The organism is Acinetobacter sp. GQ146 (genome assembly GCF_059758585.1).
The window spans coordinates 199,350-215,903 of record NZ_JCAXDV010000004.1 but is presented as its reverse complement, the minus strand read 5'-3'; the positions used below and the strand labels follow the sequence as shown (position 1 = coordinate 215,903).

At 43.7% G+C, this 16,554-nt stretch carries 19 protein-coding genes; 11 read left to right on the top strand and 8 right to left on the bottom strand.

Annotated features, from left to right (window positions below):
- Positions 1–167: 167 nt before the first annotated feature.
- Positions 168–425: a sulfurtransferase TusA gene (tusA, locus tag AC6CHI_RS08995; RefSeq protein WP_458892566.1), complete on the top strand. Its 258-nt coding sequence runs from the start codon at positions 168–170 to the stop codon at positions 423–425.
- A gap of 97 nt (positions 426–522) precedes the next feature.
- Here the strand turns inward: tusA and AC6CHI_RS08990 are convergent, their stop codons facing one another.
- The gene (locus AC6CHI_RS08990; RefSeq protein ID WP_498120817.1) at positions 523–2,235 is read right to left on the bottom strand and encodes an electron transfer flavoprotein-ubiquinone oxidoreductase; all 1,713 of its coding nucleotides are present in this window, start codon (positions 2,233–2,235) and stop codon (positions 523–525) included.
- A gap of 187 nt (positions 2,236–2,422) precedes the next feature.
- Here AC6CHI_RS08990 and AC6CHI_RS08985 point away from each other — a divergent pair, with 187 nt between their 5' ends.
- From AC6CHI_RS08985 to AC6CHI_RS08965, 5 genes are all read left to right on the top strand, one after another.
- On the top strand, positions 2,423–3,034 hold the full coding sequence (locus AC6CHI_RS08985) for a DUF1285 domain-containing protein (RefSeq protein ID WP_498120815.1): 612 nt from the start codon (positions 2,423–2,425) through the stop codon (positions 3,032–3,034).
- 47 nt (positions 3,035–3,081) lie between these two features.
- Complete coding sequence (gene murI, locus AC6CHI_RS08980; RefSeq protein ID WP_498120814.1) at positions 3,082–3,957, top strand: glutamate racemase; 876 nt, start codon at positions 3,082–3,084, stop codon at positions 3,955–3,957.
- Positions 3,958–4,064: 107 nt separating this feature from the next.
- Positions 4,065–5,084: a DUF4062 domain-containing protein gene (locus AC6CHI_RS08975; RefSeq protein ID WP_498120812.1), complete on the top strand. Its 1,020-nt coding sequence runs from the start codon at positions 4,065–4,067 to the stop codon at positions 5,082–5,084.
- A gap of 75 nt (positions 5,085–5,159) precedes the next feature.
- Positions 5,160–6,173: a ferrochelatase gene (gene hemH / locus AC6CHI_RS08970; protein ID WP_498120810.1), complete on the top strand. Its 1,014-nt coding sequence runs from the start codon at positions 5,160–5,162 to the stop codon at positions 6,171–6,173.
- 15 nt (positions 6,174–6,188) lie between these two features.
- Positions 6,189–6,833, top strand: a complete 645-nt coding sequence (locus tag AC6CHI_RS08965) for an MBL fold metallo-hydrolase (protein WP_458892572.1) — start codon at positions 6,189–6,191, stop codon at positions 6,831–6,833.
- Between the two features lie 90 nt (positions 6,834–6,923).
- Here the strand turns inward: AC6CHI_RS08965 and AC6CHI_RS08960 are convergent, their stop codons facing one another.
- Both AC6CHI_RS08960 and AC6CHI_RS08955 read right to left on the bottom strand, forming a co-directional pair.
- Positions 6,924–7,106, bottom strand: coding sequence for a hypothetical protein (locus AC6CHI_RS08960; RefSeq protein ID WP_498120808.1), 183 nt, complete (start codon positions 7,104–7,106; stop codon positions 6,924–6,926).
- A 541-nt stretch (positions 7,107–7,647) separates the two neighbouring features.
- Positions 7,648–7,821 carry a DNA gyrase inhibitor YacG gene (locus tag AC6CHI_RS08955; RefSeq protein ID WP_498120806.1) on the bottom strand — a complete coding sequence of 58 codons (174 nt, stop codon included), beginning with the start codon at positions 7,819–7,821 and terminating at the stop codon, positions 7,648–7,650.
- Between the two features lie 83 nt (positions 7,822–7,904).
- Here AC6CHI_RS08955 and AC6CHI_RS08950 point away from each other — a divergent pair, with 83 nt between their 5' ends.
- The 3 genes from AC6CHI_RS08950 (at position 7,905) to AC6CHI_RS08940 (ending at position 10,239) form a co-directional block, all read left to right on the top strand.
- Positions 7,905–8,573 carry a class I SAM-dependent methyltransferase gene (locus AC6CHI_RS08950; RefSeq protein WP_498120928.1) on the top strand — a complete coding sequence of 223 codons (669 nt, stop codon included), beginning with the start codon at positions 7,905–7,907 and terminating at the stop codon, positions 8,571–8,573.
- Positions 8,574–8,576: 3 nt separating this feature from the next.
- Complete coding sequence (locus AC6CHI_RS08945) at positions 8,577–9,764, top strand: TIGR03862 family flavoprotein (RefSeq protein ID WP_498120805.1); 1,188 nt, start codon at positions 8,577–8,579, stop codon at positions 9,762–9,764.
- Positions 9,765–9,831: 67 nt separating this feature from the next.
- Positions 9,832–10,239, top strand: coding sequence for a GFA family protein (locus AC6CHI_RS08940; protein WP_498120804.1), 408 nt, complete (start codon positions 9,832–9,834; stop codon positions 10,237–10,239).
- A gap of 86 nt (positions 10,240–10,325) precedes the next feature.
- On the opposite strand, the gene AC6CHI_RS08935 is transcribed toward AC6CHI_RS08940, so the two are convergent.
- Positions 10,326–10,877: a hypothetical protein gene (locus AC6CHI_RS08935; RefSeq protein WP_498120803.1), complete on the bottom strand. Its 552-nt coding sequence runs from the start codon at positions 10,875–10,877 to the stop codon at positions 10,326–10,328.
- Positions 10,878–10,900: 23 nt separating this feature from the next.
- Positions 10,901–11,677, bottom strand: a complete 777-nt coding sequence (locus tag AC6CHI_RS08930; RefSeq protein WP_498120801.1) for a class I SAM-dependent methyltransferase — start codon at positions 11,675–11,677, stop codon at positions 10,901–10,903.
- 275 nt (positions 11,678–11,952) lie between these two features.
- Here AC6CHI_RS08930 and AC6CHI_RS08925 point away from each other — a divergent pair, with 275 nt between their 5' ends.
- Both AC6CHI_RS08925 and AC6CHI_RS08920 read left to right on the top strand, forming a co-directional pair.
- Positions 11,953–13,227: a hypothetical protein gene (locus tag AC6CHI_RS08925; RefSeq protein WP_458892578.1), complete on the top strand. Its 1,275-nt coding sequence runs from the start codon at positions 11,953–11,955 to the stop codon at positions 13,225–13,227.
- 412 nt (positions 13,228–13,639) lie between these two features.
- Positions 13,640–14,593 (top strand): 2-hydroxyacid dehydrogenase, encoded by a 954-nt coding sequence (locus AC6CHI_RS08920; protein ID WP_498120800.1) that lies wholly within the window; start codon positions 13,640–13,642, stop codon positions 14,591–14,593.
- 54 nt (positions 14,594–14,647) lie between these two features.
- Here AC6CHI_RS08920 and AC6CHI_RS08915 read toward each other — a convergent pair whose 3' ends face one another.
- The 3 genes from AC6CHI_RS08915 to AC6CHI_RS08905 form a co-directional block, all read right to left on the bottom strand.
- Complete coding sequence (locus tag AC6CHI_RS08915; RefSeq protein WP_498120798.1) at positions 14,648–15,055, bottom strand: hypothetical protein; 408 nt, start codon at positions 15,053–15,055, stop codon at positions 14,648–14,650.
- Positions 15,056–15,239: 184 nt separating this feature from the next.
- Entirely contained in the window at positions 15,240–15,851 is a 612-nt protein-coding gene (locus tag AC6CHI_RS08910; protein WP_498120797.1) for a hypothetical protein, read from the bottom strand.
- A gap of 312 nt (positions 15,852–16,163) precedes the next feature.
- Positions 16,164–16,553: a hypothetical protein gene (locus AC6CHI_RS08905; protein ID WP_498120795.1), complete on the bottom strand. Its 390-nt coding sequence runs from the start codon at positions 16,551–16,553 to the stop codon at positions 16,164–16,166.
- Position 16,554: the final 1 nt, after the last annotated feature.

Below are 16,554 nucleotides of genomic sequence, written 5' to 3'. Positions count from 1 at the left end.
GTCTATGCAAAAAATATAGCAAAATATGAATGTTATCGTCATTTTCGGATCTTGAGTCTGGTGCTGAAATTGGCATTTTTAGCATCATTTGGCTGCTTAAGCAGCCGCTGCTGTGCTGTGCTGAGTTTATGTTAGAATAGCCCTGTTTCTAAGCCTAGAGTGTCCTGATGTCTGAATCCTCTGTTACCCCGACCTTACAATTAAATACCCGTGGTTTGCGTTGTCCAGAACCTGTGATGATGCTGCATCAAGCCATCCGTAAATCAAAATCTGGGGATGTGGTTGAGGTATTTGCAACGGACAATTCAACCTCTTGGGATATTCCTAAATTTTGTCTGCATTTGGGACACGAGTTACTGTTGCAAGAAGAACGTTTAGATGAAAATGGCAATAAAGAATTTCATTATTTGGTGAAAAAAGGCTAATTAGCCATTAAGTTTTACCGATAAAAAATCCCCTCATTTGAGGGGATTTTTTTATGCAACAGCAGTGCCGAATAAAACTCGACACAATGTGCTGATATTACATGTTCGGGTAATTCGGACCACCACCACCTTCTGGTGTTACCCAAGTGATGTTTTGCGATGGATCTTTAATGTCACACGTTTTACAGTGAACACAGTTTGCCGCATTAATTTGGAAACGTTTTGAACCGTCATTATTTTCCATGATTTCGTAAACACCGGCAGGGCAGTAGCGCTGTGCAGGCTCATCCCATTTTGGTAAGTTCACATTCACTGGAATAGAGGCATCGGTCAGTTTCAAATGCGCAGGCTGGTTTTCTTCATGCACGGTGTTTGAAACGAAGACTGACGACAAACGGTCAAAGGTTAATTTGCCATCTGGTTTTGGATAGTTTGGTTTAAAGCTTGCCGCATCGACCGTTTTTAATGCACTGAAGTCAGGCACGAGGTCATGTAAGGTGAACGGTACTTTAAAGACGTTTTGGTCGATAAAGTTGAATGCACCACCCATCCATTGACCAAACTTGTGCATGGCTGGACCAAAGTTACGCGCGTTGTATAACTCTTCTTTTAACCAGCTGTTGTTGAATTTCTCGGTGTAAGCCGTGAGTTCTTTCGCGAAGAAGTCTTCACCTTCAGTGACACGAGCAATCGCGAGATCACCACCTTTGGCAACACCGGCTTGAATCGCTTCAAATACGGCTTCACCACACAACATGCCTGATTTCATCGCGGTGTGTGAGCCTTTAATTTTAGCGAAGTTGAGGAAGCCTGCATCATCACCAATTAAAGAACCACCTGGGAAGGTAAACTTCGGTAGTGAGTTGAAACCACCTTTCACCACGGCACGTGCACCGTAAGAAATACGCTTACCACCTTCTAAATACTGTTTCACCAGTGGATGGGTTTTCCAGCGTTGCATTTCTGCAAATGGGTACATGTGTGGATTTTCGTAAGATAAATCGACAATCATCCCCAAAGTCACTTGGTTATTTTCTGCGTGGTATAGCCACCAACCGCCAGATGAACCTGTTTCACTTAAAGGCCAGCCTGCACCATGCATCACCAAACCTGGTTTGTGTTTTGCAGGATCAATTTCCCAAAGTTCTTTAATCCCGACACCGTAGTGCTGTGGATCGGCATCTTTGTCCAAATCGAATTTGGCAATGAGACGCTTACCTAAGTGACCACGACAGCCTTCAGCAAAAATGGTGTATTTGGCATGTAGTTCATAACCTGGAGTAAAGTTGTGCGTCGGCTCGCCATCTTTACCAATGCCCATGTCACCAGTTTGAATACCTTTAACCGTGCCATCTGCATGGTAAAGTACTTCAGCTGCGGCAAAGCCCGGGAAAATTGAAACTTCAAGTTCTTCGGCCTTTTGACCTAACCAACGTACCACGTTGCCTAATGAAATCACGTAGTTGCCATCATTGTGCATGGTTTTTGGCACCATCCAATGTGGCGCTTCTTGCGCTTTTTCAGGCGACATCAAGAAATAGGTTTTATCTTCCGTTACAGGAACATTTAAAGGCGCACCTTCTTCTTTCCAGTTCGGGAAGAGTTCATTGATTGCACGTGGCTCGAGTACAGCACCTGAAAGAATATGCGCACCGACTTCGGAGCCCTTTTCTACCACACAAACGGATAAATCAGATAAATTGTTTTCAATCGCAAGTTGACGAATTTTGATCGCAGCAGAAAGACCTGCAGGGCCTGCGCCTACGATAACGACGTCAAACTCCATCGATTCACGTTCGATGTGTTCCATGTAGGACTCCTCATATTACTTAAAGGTGGCAACTGTATGACTCTTTACAGTGCTGCCATGAGTGTTCTTAAATATTCGGCACAACTGTAATAGCATGCCTTTTATATTGTGGGCTAGTATAGTTTTAAACCGCGGTCTAGCCAATTGGCTGAATCATAATATTTTTACGTCAAGTAGGCATTAATTCATGGTAAATCAAACTAATTCCAGTAGCCCGACGAATAATTCAGCGAAAATTGATGATAAAAACTTAATGAGTATTGCACAAGACTTAAAAAGTGCACAGGGCGGTCACAAAAGGTCAATCCCCCCTTTGGAGCAATGGCAGCCAAAGCATTGTGGCAGAATGGATTTAAAGGTTTTAGCCAATGGAGAATGGTGGCACGAAGGTCAATTGATTAAGCGTCAGTCCTTACTGAACCTGTTTTCAAGCGTGCTTTGGAAAGAAGAGGGGCGCTTTTATTTAAAGACCCCCACCGAGCAAATTGAGATTGAGGTAGAAGATGAACCCTTGTTCGTCAATCAAGTTGACTCCGTGGTCATTGAGGATAAACGCTATATTCAACTGCAGACCACACATGATGATGTGATTATTGTTGATGCGGCACATCCTATTTTTATGCGTGAATATGCCGGTGAACTGCGTCCTTATGTGCATGTACGTTGGGGAATTAATGCCTTAATTCAGCGTTCGGCTTTTTTTCATTTAATTGAAATGGGCACACTGCTTGAAAATGAGCAGGGTGATACCATCTTAACGCTACAAAGCGGTGATTTTCACTTGCAATTAGGCACTTGAGGTTTAAGCTTGTTTTATCTCCCATCCAAACCTGTGAATAGTGTGTTATGACAGCGATTCATCCGATTTATCCCTTAATCAATCCAATGCCAAAAGCGCAGTTGGATGCCCCGATTGGCATTTTTGATTCGGGTATTGGTGGATTGTCGGTGGCGCAGGAAATCGCTCGCTATTTACCCAATGAACGGATTCTCTATTTTGCCGACACGGCCAATGTGCCCTACGGTCCGCGCGATGATCAGGAAATTCGTGAGCTGACGGCACGCGCGATCGAATGGCTCTATCGCCAAGGTTGTAAAGTTGCGGTGGTGGCTTGTAATACCGCCTCAGCCTTTAGTCTGGATTATTTGCGCGAACACTATGGAGAAAATTTCCCGATTATTGGTTTGGTGCCGGCATTAAAACCCGCTGTATTGCAAAGCCAAAGTAAAACCGTCGCAGTACTGGCAACGCCAGCGACTTTTCGAGGCAAGCTGATTCATGATGTGGTTCAGCGTTTTGCAATTCCTTCACAGGTCACGGTATTGCCTGTCACTTGTCTGGATTTGGTCCCTTTTGTCGAAAGTGGTCAGCAAATGAGTGCTGCCTGTTTAATGACCTTAGAACTACTTTTGCAGCCTGTGGTCGATCAGGGCGCAGACTATTTGGTGCTCGGGTGTACCCATTATCCGTTCTTAAAACCAGCAATCGAATCAATTTTTGGGCAAAAAATGACATTAATTGACTCAGGATATGCCGTTGCGCGTCAAACTAGCCGTATTTTATTAAAAAATGAGTTATTATTTGAACAAAGACGGAATGATGGTTTGCTGCGCATAGAATGTTATGTCAGTGGAAATAATGCCACACATCTAGAACCGATTTTGCAACACTTGATTCAAGCGGACTTGAGTTGGAGTATTGCGGATATCGTAACAAAATAGATGTAGAACAATAATCTGTCTTGAACTTATGCATTCATACTAATAATTGGGGTCGTCATACTGCATGGCTGTAACTGCGGTATGAAAGGAAAGGATGAGGATAACCAATGATCGATAAGCGTTATCAAGTATTTATTTCAACATCTGGTGCGGACATGCAACCAGAGCGCATGGTTTTATCTCAAACTTTGGTCGGTATGGGATTTTTCTCATGGGGATTAGAACAACGAACACCTTTGAGTACAGCATTTGCGCGTCGTCAAATTGATGATTGTGACTATGTGATTGTTCTTCTTGGTAGCCAATATGGTGAACAATCGGTGTCCGGTGTGGGGTATATGCATCTTGAATATATTTATGCTGTGACCAAACAAAAACCGATTATTGTGTTTATGCATGAAGATCCAGCATCACGTGATCCAGTCTTGCACGATCAGAAACCAGAATTAAAAGAAAAATTTAATGAATTCCGTAAGCTGCTACAACAAGAGGCAGATCAGGTCTTTACTTACCGCACTTTGCGTGACTTAGAAATGGCCGTGCGTTTAAACATGACTCATATGCTCGAACGATCTCCAGCAACGGGTTGGGTGCGTCCGCAAAATACACAAGCCTTACATGATGAAATTGACCGTCTAAAAGCCAAAATCAACCAGCTCGAACGCGATTTGGGGACGCGAGAGGCAGATCCATTTTTGACTTTACCGAAAGTGGCGATGAATGAAGCCTTTGGTTTTGAATATCGCATACATGCCTATCAGGACGGTAATTTTAAAGAGCTGAAAATTCAGAAAACTCTGACATGGTCTGACTTATTGGCAGTACTGGGCAGTACTTTTGTCAATCCAACGCCTGAAGAATATTTTTCTAAACGTATGAATGAATATTTGAATGAAATTGGTTTGGACGATGCGCGACAGGAAATGCCACGTGCACATGCTGTTGCTCGTGCTCAAATCAATATTCGAGCCTTGCATAACATTAAAATGCAGATGCGCCAAAATGAGTGGATCAGTCCTGCAGGGCGTGATGACCGTCAACGCATGTTATGGAAGCTGACGCAGAAAGGACATAACATCATTGAAACTTATCTGCTTGCCGATCATCGTGTTTCTCTATCGAAATAATTGTATTAATTCATATTTAATTTAACTCAAAAGTTGTTAAAGTGGGTGGGTTGAGTTGGATATGAAGGTCGCATAATGCCTGCGGAAAAAGCAAAAATTACCGTTATTTTAGCCAATTTAGGAACGCCCGATGCACCAACTGCTCCAGCAGTGAGACGGTTTCTGAAGCAGTTCCTGTCGGATCAACGCGTGATTGAGATTCCCAAGCCGTTGTGGCAAATCATTTTGCGTTTGTTTATTTTGCCGTTTCGACCAAAACGGGTAGCGCATGCCTATGCCAGCGTATGGTCAAAAGATTCTCCGATGCGTGAGATTTTATTGGCGCAGGTCGAGCAGATTCGACAAGCCTTATCTGAACACTATCCCGAATTTGAATTGAATGTGGTGCCTGCCATGACCTATGGTCAGCCAGGATTATCTAGTGTGCTTGCCAGCCTAGAAAAAACGCCCCAAGACCATCTGATTCTGTTGCCGTTATTCCCGCAATATTCAGCCACATCAACGGCACCGTTATACGATCTTTTGGCACAGTGGATGCAGAAGCAACGTAACTTGCCGGGCATTTCAATTGTGCGGGATTACTATCAGCACCCTTTGTATATTCAGTCTTTAGCGCAAAGTGTTCAAGATTATAGGGCGGTACATGGACAGGCGGAAAAACTGTTGATGTCCTTTCATGGTATTCCGCAGCCTTATGCCGATAAGGGCGATCCTTATGCTGATCGTTGTCGTATTACCGCGCAATTATTGGCTCAAGCGCTGAATTTAAGTGAGGATCAATGGGCGATTAGTTTCCAGTCACGGTTTGGTAAACAGGAATGGGTCAAACCTTACACAGATCAATTGCTACAAGAGTGGGCTGAACAGGGGGTAAAGTCGGTGCAGATTATGAGTCCGGCCTTTTCTGCTGATTGTCTGGAAACTTTAGAAGAATTGGCGATTGAAAATGCCGAGTTATTCTTGTCGCAGGGCGGTGAACAGTACGCCTATATTCCGGCATTGAATACGCGGGAAGATCATCTAAAATTGCTCTTCAGTTTATTGCAAGCTAATCTTGATGGCTTACGTCAAACATTAGCCTATTCTTAAGTGAGACCTGCGACGATGCTTCAAGTAAAAATTGTACCTGTAACTGCTTTTGCACAGAATTGTTCCATTGTCTGGGATTCTGAAAGTAAAGAAGCGGTTTTAATTGATGCAGGTGGTGAACCTGAAAAATTGCAGGCAGAAGTAGAGGCATTAGGGTTAAAAGTTAAAGCCTTATGGCTGACGCATGGACATTTAGACCATGCTGGTGCGGTCGGTGCCTTGAGTCGGATCTGGAATGTCCCTGTGGTTGGTCCGCATAAAGAAGACCAATTCTGGTTAGATATGCTGCAAGACGTTTCGGCACGTTACGGTTTTCCGATTCCAGAAAAGGTCGAAGTAACCCAATGGTTGGAAGGTGGGGAAACCTTACAGCTTGGTCAGCAAAGTTTCGAAGTTCGTTTTGCCCCGGGTCATACCCCAGGACACGTGATGTTCTACAATGCGGAAAACGCCTTGTTGTGGACAGGCGATGTTTTATTTAAAGGCTCGATAGGTCGAACAGATTTTCCGCGCGGTAATCATCAACAGTTGATTGATTCAATCAAGCGTGAATGTTTTAGCTTACCTGATGAAACGCAATTTATTTCCGGTCATGGACCGCTCAGCACGATTGGCTTTGAAAAACAGCACAATCCATTTGTCGCGGGTAAAGCAGGTTAGTGTTGTTTGCTGTTCTGCTGTGGTCGGGAAGGTTGATGTTGCAATAAAAATGGGCGCTAAAAGCGCCCATTTTGGGAGAAATATACAACTTTAGCTACGAAACGGATCGGTTTTATATTGTTTTTTCTCTAAGCCAAGCAAAAGTGCTGCAACAGCTAGTAGGATAGCTATGCCAATGATCATCATGTCTTGAGTAAAAAGTCCCAATCCCGTAGCGCACAATGTCAAAACAATAGAAAGATAAAAAAAGATTTTTAAAGCAATTTCTCTCATCGGAAGATTTCCCAAATCCAAAAAACGATGCATATTTAACGATTTGTGATTAAATATGCGGAAAGTTTCAGCATTATATTAATGTTTTTTGAAAAAGCTATAGAAATTATCAACAATGGATAGTTGCTTCATCCTTCCATACAGATTCTGTCTAAGTCCGAAGCCTAGTGAGTAAGTGGTTAAAATTAAAAATTAGAGGTAGCTTTATTTTCTAAATGGATTAGCTGAAAACTGTTTGCTTTCCAAACCTAATAAAATCGTTGCTATAGTAAGAAGAATAGTGATTCCAAAGAACATCATATCTTGTGCGTAAATAGTCAAAATTAAACTCAAGACGGTAAAGACAATAGAAAGATAAAAGAATATTTTTAAGGTCAATTCTCTCATGGGAAATCTCGAATAGGGAAAAAGAAGTTTAAAAAGTTAAAAATATAATGATTCTTATTATTATGGTGCCTAAAAGGCACCTGTGCAAATAATAATCATGTATAAAATGATTAATGATTTGTATGTCGTTATTATGAATTGTAAAAATAAAAAGCTATTCTTCAGAGTTTGCCGCTTGCGGTGCATCTTCTGTAGGCAATTTATATTCGTCATTGGCCCATGCACCTAAATCAATCAATTTGCAGCGTTCCGAGCAGAATGGTCGATGAGGATTCCCTTCCCAAGTAGAAGGTTCGCCACAACGTGGGCAAGCAAAGGTCTTGGGCATGATTGGCTCCTGTAAATCGGTTGCAAGATTTGGTCAAAACTTTGCACAAGTGTTAGACTGGCGCAGATTTTCTTAAGTTTGATCTGATTATGCCAATTCGTCAATTTCAAGCACAGCACATGCATGCCCCTCGTGATTTTATCATGATTGATTCAGACCCGATTTGTGTGGAAATTGGTGCAGGCAAAGGTAAACATGCCTTGCTCTTTACGCGTGAACATCCTGAAAGCAGATTGATTGCTGTCGAACGTACGCGTGAAAAGTTCTTAGCCATGCAAAAGCAGCATCAATTAGAAGGGCAGCCGAATTTAACCCCCATTCATGCGGATGCCTTACCCTGGGTTGTGCATGCTTTAGCACCTGCTCAGGTCCAGCAGTTTTTCATCCTCTATCCAAATCCAGAACCGCATAATCCCGCACAGCGCTGGTTAAATATGCCGTTTTTCGAGTTTTTACTGTCTCGTTTACAGGTGGGTGGGCAAATTACATTGGCCAGCAATATTCCAGAATACATAGCGGAAGCGGAGCAGCAGTTACAACAGGTCTGGAAGTTACCCTATGTCAAAGAAGTGGTTGCTTCTGACTCAGCCCGAACGCATTTTGAAATTAAATATTTAGAGCGTGGAGAATTGTGTCAGCAATTGCTGATTCAAAAGCCTGAACATTACACCACGCGCTTTGATGATTTTCAGCCTTTGGCTGGTGTGAATATGCCGAAACAAGCTGCGACCCACCCGCAAAGTGATTCATAAGCCATGAGCAAGCGAATCGCCATTATTGGTGCAGGTCCTGCGGGTTTGATGGCCGCAGAAGTTCTGAGTCAATTCAATTATGATATTCATATTTATGAGCAAAAGCCTTCTGCTGCCCGTAAGTTTTTAATGGCAGGCAAGACGGGGTTAAATATTTCCCATGCAGAGCCATTAGAACAATTTATTCAGCGCTATGATCAAGCAGATTGGCTAGCGCAATGGATTCGCCGTTGGGATGCCAGCTGGATTCAAAACTGGATGCAGGGCTTGGGTATTGAATCTTATGTAGGCTCATCTGGACGTATTTTCCCTGTTGAAATGAAAGCTGCACCGTTGTTAAGAGCTTGGTTAAAGCGTTTAGGCACTCAGGGCGTGCAATTTCATTATCGGCACAGTTGCACAGGGATTCAGTCGAATCGCTTGCAGATCAAAGATTTGCTGCAGCAACGTGAATTGAGTGAATACTTTGATGCTATTGTTCTGGCATGTGGTGCCATCTCTTGGCCAGAACTGGGCAGTGATGGTCAGTGGCAAAGTTGGTTAGCAGCAGACCAATTAAATCCATTTCAAGCCAGTAATGCTGGGGTGGAGCGCCCATGGTCGAGCTTTATGCAGCCCGTGTTTGGGCAACCCTTAAAACGGGTCGAGGCTTGGGTCAATCCGGCGGAAAAGAGTCAGGGCGATATCGTAATTACCCATTATGGCTTGGAGAGTGGACTCATCTATAAGCTGGGGAGAGCCTTAAGACAGCAGTCTGTCATGCAATTGCAGCTGGATTTGTTACCTGAACTAAGCCATGCCCAATTGCTGCAAAAACTGCAGCCAAGCAAAAAACAGTCCTTAAGTAATCTCTGGCGTAAAGCAGGCTTAGATTCGGCCAAAGCCAGTTTAGTGCGTGAGTTGGTGCCGAAAGCAGACTGGCATGACCCTGAAAAATTGGCACAGCAGATTAAGCAGTTGCAGATTCCCTTAACAGGCTTTCGCCCGATTGAAGAAGCGATTAGTTGTGCCGGTGGGGTCAAACGTGACGCGCTAAATGCACAATTGCAACTTCAACAGCAACCGCAGATTTTTTGTTGTGGTGAAATGCTGGACTGGGATGCGCCCACTGGGGGCTATTTGCTCACAGCCTGTTTTGCGACGGGACGTGCAGCAGGTGAAGGGGTACACGAATATCTGTCGCAGCATTGAAAAACAGGTGTCTTGCCTGAGTTAGACATGTTAGTTTTAAAGCTCTTTTATGCACAGGGCTGAACTGATGTCACAACACAATTATGCGGGAAGCTGTTTATGTGGAGCCATTCGTTACCAAGTTCGCGGTGAAATTGGTGATGTGGTGCAATGCCATTGCCAACGCTGTCGTAAAGCCAATGGGACTGCGTTTGCTACCAATGCGCCAATTAAAAAGTCAGATTTTCAGGTGCTACAGGGTGAGCAATTTTTAAAATCTTACCAGTCGACTGCCACGACTCAGCGCTGTTTTTGCAGTGAGTGTGGTTCACCGATTATGAGCATTAAAACGGCTACACCAGATTATTACCGTTTAAGAATTGGTACCCTAGATACCCCTTTGCAGCAAAAACCGACCATGCATATTTTTGTGGATTCAAAGGCCGAGTGGGACAGCATTTGTGATGCGTTACCACAGTATAGTGAACGCCCTTAAGCGTTTAGGGGATCATGCTGAAAGACAAGCGGGTTAACCTCGCTTGTCTTTTTTTAAATCATGATGATGTCATCTGCGTCGAGCATTTACGATTTGGGTTGTTCCGCAGGTGCGTATTGCGTTTCCCAATGATCCAGTTGTTCTTGTGCATGCAGGAATTCTCTCAGCCCTTTAATATTATCTGGGGTTGAGTTTGGAAGATCCTGCGCAGGTTTACTGCTGTTGTTCAAAAGTTTGGCTTGGTTTTCCCAGTACTGTGCCATCAGCCCTTGAATATAGCGCCCTTGCTCGGTTTTTAAATCCAGATCTTTGAGCATGGTCAGTGCCGATTGGATATTGTCCTGTTTGCGGCTACGGGCAAATTCATCGCTAAGACTACCATTGTCGCGCATTTTGATTAATTCATCTTCCATTTCATCGCTCATATCACTGAAGCGACGGTCAAAATCCCGTAACAGGCTAATGTCATGTTGATCATTGGCCGTTTGCGGAAACTCTTGGATTGGGGAAGAACTTAATTCTTGCATCATGCGATCTTCAGAAGGATCTGGAGCATCCACTTCATTATTTTTACTGCATGCGGTAAACAATAACGAGCTGAATAATAAGGGGAGTAAATATGCTTTCATTTGGCTCATTTTGAATTGTCCTAAAGTGAAATCTATGTTGTTTTCTTAAAATTATAGGCATAGGTGACATAAGGAAAAGCAATTTCATCTTGCGCAGACTTTCCTGTATAGCTGGCCACAATCTGCTCAAACTGAGTTTTTAATTGCTGTTGTTGGGCTTGGGGTAAAGCGGCAATAAAACTGGTCGAAAGTAAACGCCCCGAGACCACATCTTCTACCCGCCCCGTATGCCAATGCCGATAGGTTTTAACCTGATCGAGTTGGAATAAAAATTGTTGCTCAAATACCTGTTTCCATGTGCCATGATGAAAGCGTGGCGTATCGCCTTCGAGGGGTTCGAGCAGATCTGCCAATGCTTTCACCCAATCCACCTCAATATCACGCTGATTCCAGACCAAGCCCAGTTGTCCATTCGGTTTTAAAATTTGATGGATTTCGTTGAGGCTTTCAATCGTGGCAAACCAGTGAAAAGATTGCGCACAGAGCACCGCATCCATACTTTCAGCGGTTAAGGGAAGTTGCTCGCTGCTGGCTTGTAAGGTTGGAATATCCGGGTAGCGTTGTTGCAATTGCGCTAACATTTCTGCAATCGGTTCCACCGCCACAATATGGGAGGTGACTTGCTGCAAATAAGGAATAAATTTTCCAGTACCTGAACCGAGGTCAATCACGTGAGACTGTGCACTGAGGTGGAGCTGTTCTTGTAGCCAAGTTACGATCTGTTGCGGATAACTTGGACGAACCTGTTGATAGAGTTCGGCGCCAGAACTAAAGCCTTGCTGTGCGGCAGGATGAAGTGATTGTGTCATATTTTGCGCTTTTTTATCTGCTGTGCATCTATAAAATAACATAGTCCTTGTAGATGAATGTAAGCAAGCTTTAACAGGACTTGTTTTTCTAATACATACATCTGCAGACGCATACGTTAAAATGCTGCAACGGTGTGATGCCGTAGATTTATAAAGTTATTGATTGTGATGAAGATGACAGTCAAGACGTTCTCCTACATAGACAGCATGATAAGCAGCTGCACTATGAATTTTATTGATACCAAAAATTAGGGCCGATTTGTTTCGGTGTGGACATGGATAAACACATTATTTTTGAAGATGAACAGATTCGCGCTATTTTTTTAAAAGGTTCGTCAGACGAGTTGGTTTTTTCTTTTGGTGATTTAATTACCCGTGCCAAAGGGCTTTCGATTAACGCTGAAAAGTCACTGGCAAAATTCGATTTTAATGTTATTGGCATTATGCCTAAGGAAAAGTCGTGGTTTCCTGCCGAGTCCATGCATAACCTCTTACAAGCGATTGAGAGCCTGATTGCCCCATTTCAAAAGCGCATTGGTTATGGCGGTTCTATGGGGGGCTATGCCGCGATTAAGTATTCAAAGTTATTGGGCTTGAAACGTGTGGTGTCTTTGGTACCACAATATTCGATTGACCCAGAGGTGGTGGAAGATAGTCGCTATAACATGTTCTACCATGCTGAATTGAATGCCAATATGCAGGTGCAACCGCAAGATATTGCCACGGACTGTGAATATATTGTGGTCTATGACCCATATTGCGAGGAAGACCGTGCGCACTATGTGCTGCTGGAGCAGGTCATTCCTGAAATCAAAACCTTGAATTTGCCATTTACTGGGCATGATGCAATTGCCGTGTTGGCCAGTTCTGAGCTGTTAAATGACTTTTTAACCCGTGAATTTGATAGCGTGTATTTCTATCAAAAAATTCGTCAGGTAAAAAAAGGCAGCAAGTTTTATTATCGTAAAGTGATTGAAACTCTGTTGCCACATCATCGTCGTTCACTGGGGAAAATTCTCAGAAACAATGACATGCAGTTGGACAGCCAGTTTTTTGATGCCAAATTAAAACAAAGCATTATTCGCCAGTTACTCAGCAACCGTCAGGTCAGTGAGCAGGACTTGTTAAAGCTCGGGATTCAGGTGAATTTACCGCAGGAAAATAACAGCCAGTTATTGGATAGCTTTGGGCATGGCTTGGTGTTTAACGTGATTAGCCAAAAAATTGAAAGCTATGCACAAAATGCCATTAACCTGAATCATAAATTCCTGATTCCAATTTTTGCCAAAGGCACAGGCTTGGTTCAAATCAGTCTGAATGATGAACGCTATGTGATTGCCATGAATGACCGTCATGTCATGAAGCTGTTTAAAGAGCAGGATGAACTTTCAGCGGGCATGCATCCCTTGGTTTTGAAAAAATATAGTGATCATTACTTATTGAGTTATAAGCAGTTTAATTTGAGTAGTGATGAATATGGCGGTAACGACTTTGTCGAAGATACGCCTGACACTGCCAAGTTTATGACGCAGCCTGAAGACGAGTCGTAATTGGATGAAACTTCTTGAATTCTGAAGGCTTGATTTTTCAGTAAATTGGATTAAGATCAAAAGAGTGGATAAAAAATATCCACTCTTTTTTCATTTCTCACTCAAGGTTTGGCTGTATGAATAGGCTATTTATACCTGCTGTGCTTGTATCGACGACACTAATTCTGAGTTTCATCTATCTGTTTTTTCAAGCGTTTAATCTGGCAGCGATTATGCTGGCCAGTGGCTTGCAGCTGGTTTTGATTCTGGCGATTTATGTGTATCAACAAATTCGCGTTTCCGTGCATGAGTGTATAAAAGAATCCACAAAATAGTGGATTTTTCTTTTTATTCCAGCACACTTGCACCTGAATCGGCTTTGGCTTTTAATAAAGTCCCTACAGGGCATTGCCAATAAATCGAGGAGGGCAGGATGAACGCGGTATTTTTGGATGTAGCATCTTTAGATCAACAGGATTTAGATTTAACCGCCTTAACAGCCGTGTTTAGCGAACTCCAGTGTTATGCTGCCACAAGCCCAGAACTGGTACTGACACGTGTGCAGAATGCCGAGGTCATCATTACCAATAAAGTGCAGATTAGTGCACAGATCATGCAGCAATGCCCACAATTAAAACTCATCCTGATTTCTGCGACAGGCACCAACAATGTGGATTTGCACCAAGCCCAAGCACAAGGCATTGTGGTGTGTAACTGTCAGGGCTATGGTACGTCTGCCGTAGCACAGCATACCCTTGCCTTGATGCTGGCATTGGCAACTTCACTATTAAAATATGATGCGGCAGTGAAGCAGGGGCAATGGAACACATCGTCACAGTTTTGTCTGCTGGATTTTCCAATTGTGGAACTGGCGGGTAAAACTTTGGGCATTGTCGGTTATGGTGAGTTAGGGCAGGCAGTGGCCAAGTTGGCACAGGCTTTTGATATGCGGGTGTTAGTGGCAGGTTTGGCAGATCGTCCACAGCGTGAAGGTCGCTTGCCTTTGGCTGAATTATTGCCTCAGGTCGATTTTCTCAGCCTGCATTGCCCATTGACCGATTCCACCCGTGATTTAATCAGTACTACCGAATTCGCAGCGATGAAACCGAGTGCTTTTTTAATCAATTGCGCGCGTGGGGGCATTGTCGATGAAGCCGCTTTGGCGCAGGCTTTGCGTACAGGGCAAATTGCAGGTGCGGCAACCGATGTATTGAGCGTAGAGCCACCGAAAGATGGCAATATCTTGCTGGCAGCCGATATCCCGAATTTAATTATTACCCCGCATAGTGCTTGGGGAAGTGTCGATGCTCGGCAACGTATTGTGCAGCAAATGCTGGAAAATACCTTAGCATATCAACAAGGTCAGCCGATTCGTCGGGTGGCTTAAGCCTCCAAAAGCGTTGTATTTAGTGCAACGCTTTTTCCTCAGTCGCGAAAACCCTTAGTTATTTTGAGGGGGAGCACTTAAAGGATGTGATTCAATAGGGGCAGGCGGGCTATTCGGATCCCCTAAAACGTTGGCTTTGGCTTCATGCCATTTTTTATTGACACTGGCCGCGGCTTTTTGCGAGTTTTCTTTGGCAATTTCAGCTTGCTCTTCACTATAGGCTTTGGTGCCTTGCCATGTTTCTGCGACTTTAGGTCGGACTTTGGCAATACCATCCATGGTGGTACGGTCTACGGCATTGGCAGCATCTTGAGCTGTATCCAAGGTTTTTTGCCCCAAAACTTCAAAAATATTCGGGTTGTCGCCATAGTCATTTTTCTTGCTGCTTTCTGCGGCATGCGCAGATAACATCATGGCGGCAATGACCGCGCTGGATAACAATGCTGTTTTTACAAAGTGCATCAACATATTCCTCTATTGCTCGACATCTATGTGGCAAAAACACATCAGGCAAATGTGCTTTTAATAGTGTGACACGACTGAATGGATACATAATATTCTGCTGTATCCATGCATCCGTCAAGATTTTTCAGTGCGCTGTAGCGCACAGCTTGAGTTAAAAATGTGGCCATGAAAACGGATTAAACTAATTATTTTGGTTATGGATTGAGCCTTGACCCGTCACCCCAATCTGGGTTTTGCTAATCGGTGTCTGTACGCCCACTTGTGCGTTGACTTCTGCCTGTGTCGGGGTGGTCAATGCTGTTTTGGTTTTGTCCCAAGTTCGTTCAGTGGTTGCTTTGCCTTGTTGGATTTTTTGCCCCACATATTGCTGACTACGTTTGGCTTGGTCTGCGCTAGAGTCTTTGGCTTTATGTAGGGTTTGACGTGCATTTTGTGTCTGCTTGGCACTGAACTGTTTGGTGTTGTGCCATGCGGCTTTACTGGCAGATTTACTCTGTTTAGCACCTTTTTCAAGGCCTTGTTCGACCCGTTCCGATGCTGTGCTTAAGCCCTGTCCGACTTGGCTGGATGTCTGTTGAATGCCCTGTCCGACATTTTCTGTTGCTGTGCTTAAACCATGCCCCACTTTTTGGGTAGAACTTTTGACACCTTCATGAATATTGTGGAGTACGCCGTGAGTAGAGCCTTGCACCTCGGTAGTGGCATTGGCTTGAGCATGGATGGAGCTATTGGCAAAGACCGAAGCTGAAGCCAAAAATGCGGTACTCATTAATGCGGTTTTCATCATGTTCATGTTGGATCTTCCTCTGTGACTTCACCCCATGTCATGGGAGTGCTGAATGTGAGCCATCATAAACAGATCAATCGGTGTTTTTTCGATTTGAGATGAAACCTCTACAGTTTAGTCGTGTAGTTTAACAATACCCACGCAATTGTAGCGATAGCCGCGAATTGGAGCTTGTTCCTGTATAGACGCTGTGATGTTGATGCATTTCGGCATGGCATTTGTAACAACAGGGGCGAAGATTAAAGAGGTGGAGAGAGTTGAAGATGTGGCGCTTTGGCTAGACTTTGCGTGACATGGACGCAAAGTCTAGGCTGAAGCTTAGTTACATTGTGCAACGGCTTCTTTGGCAAAGTTTTTGCGTAACTTGATAAAGTTTTGTTGGACTTCGGCATTATTGAGGTCGAAATTATGAGCTTGGCTGGTGCCATCTTTGGCAAAAGTTGCTGTGCCGCCAGTAATGAGGGTATTACCTCTAAATGACCATTGTTCAATGACTTTGTTGCCGTCTAAATTCCCCGTAAATTCAATGACGCATTTGTCGACAAATTTGGTCAGTTTGGCTTTGTTATCTGTGGTGTTTGGATAGACATCTAGGTTTTGAACTTCTTGCAGTACACCTGTTTCCAGTTGTGGAATTTTAGGAGATGAGGTACATGCTGTAAGTGCTGCGCAAGTGAAGCCCGTAAGTAAAAGTGTTTTTAATTTCATA

Excerpts from the sequence above, each read along its gene's own strand:
- tusA (WP_458892566.1), top strand. The coding sequence starts at position 168 with ATGTCTGAATCCTCTGTTACCCCGACCTTACAATTAAATACCCGTGGT.
- AC6CHI_RS08990 (WP_498120817.1), bottom strand. The coding sequence starts at position 2,235 with ATGGAACACATCGAACGTGAATCGATGGAGTTTGACGTCGTTATCGTA.
- AC6CHI_RS08985 (WP_498120815.1), top strand. The coding sequence starts at position 2,423 with ATGGTAAATCAAACTAATTCCAGTAGCCCGACGAATAATTCAGCGAAA.
- murI (WP_498120814.1), top strand. The coding sequence starts at position 3,082 with ATGACAGCGATTCATCCGATTTATCCCTTAATCAATCCAATGCCAAAA.
- AC6CHI_RS08975 (WP_498120812.1), top strand. The coding sequence starts at position 4,065 with ATGATCGATAAGCGTTATCAAGTATTTATTTCAACATCTGGTGCGGAC.
- hemH (WP_498120810.1), top strand. The coding sequence starts at position 5,160 with ATGCCTGCGGAAAAAGCAAAAATTACCGTTATTTTAGCCAATTTAGGA.
- AC6CHI_RS08965 (WP_458892572.1), top strand. The coding sequence starts at position 6,189 with ATGCTTCAAGTAAAAATTGTACCTGTAACTGCTTTTGCACAGAATTGT.
- AC6CHI_RS08960 (WP_498120808.1), bottom strand. The coding sequence starts at position 7,106 with ATGAGAGAAATTGCTTTAAAAATCTTTTTTTATCTTTCTATTGTTTTG.
- AC6CHI_RS08955 (WP_498120806.1), bottom strand. The coding sequence starts at position 7,821 with ATGCCCAAGACCTTTGCTTGCCCACGTTGTGGCGAACCTTCTACTTGG.
- AC6CHI_RS08945 (WP_498120805.1), top strand. The coding sequence starts at position 8,577 with ATGAGCAAGCGAATCGCCATTATTGGTGCAGGTCCTGCGGGTTTGATG.
- AC6CHI_RS08940 (WP_498120804.1), top strand. The coding sequence starts at position 9,832 with ATGTCACAACACAATTATGCGGGAAGCTGTTTATGTGGAGCCATTCGT.
- AC6CHI_RS08935 (WP_498120803.1), bottom strand. The coding sequence starts at position 10,877 with ATGAGCCAAATGAAAGCATATTTACTCCCCTTATTATTCAGCTCGTTA.
- AC6CHI_RS08930 (WP_498120801.1), bottom strand. The coding sequence starts at position 11,677 with ATGACACAATCACTTCATCCTGCCGCACAGCAAGGCTTTAGTTCTGGC.
- AC6CHI_RS08925 (WP_458892578.1), top strand. The coding sequence starts at position 11,953 with ATGGATAAACACATTATTTTTGAAGATGAACAGATTCGCGCTATTTTT.
- AC6CHI_RS08920 (WP_498120800.1), top strand. The coding sequence starts at position 13,640 with ATGAACGCGGTATTTTTGGATGTAGCATCTTTAGATCAACAGGATTTA.
- AC6CHI_RS08915 (WP_498120798.1), bottom strand. The coding sequence starts at position 15,055 with ATGCACTTTGTAAAAACAGCATTGTTATCCAGCGCGGTCATTGCCGCC.
- AC6CHI_RS08910 (WP_498120797.1), bottom strand. The coding sequence starts at position 15,851 with ATGAACATGATGAAAACCGCATTAATGAGTACCGCATTTTTGGCTTCA.
- AC6CHI_RS08905 (WP_498120795.1), bottom strand. The coding sequence starts at position 16,553 with ATGAAATTAAAAACACTTTTACTTACGGGCTTCACTTGCGCAGCACTT.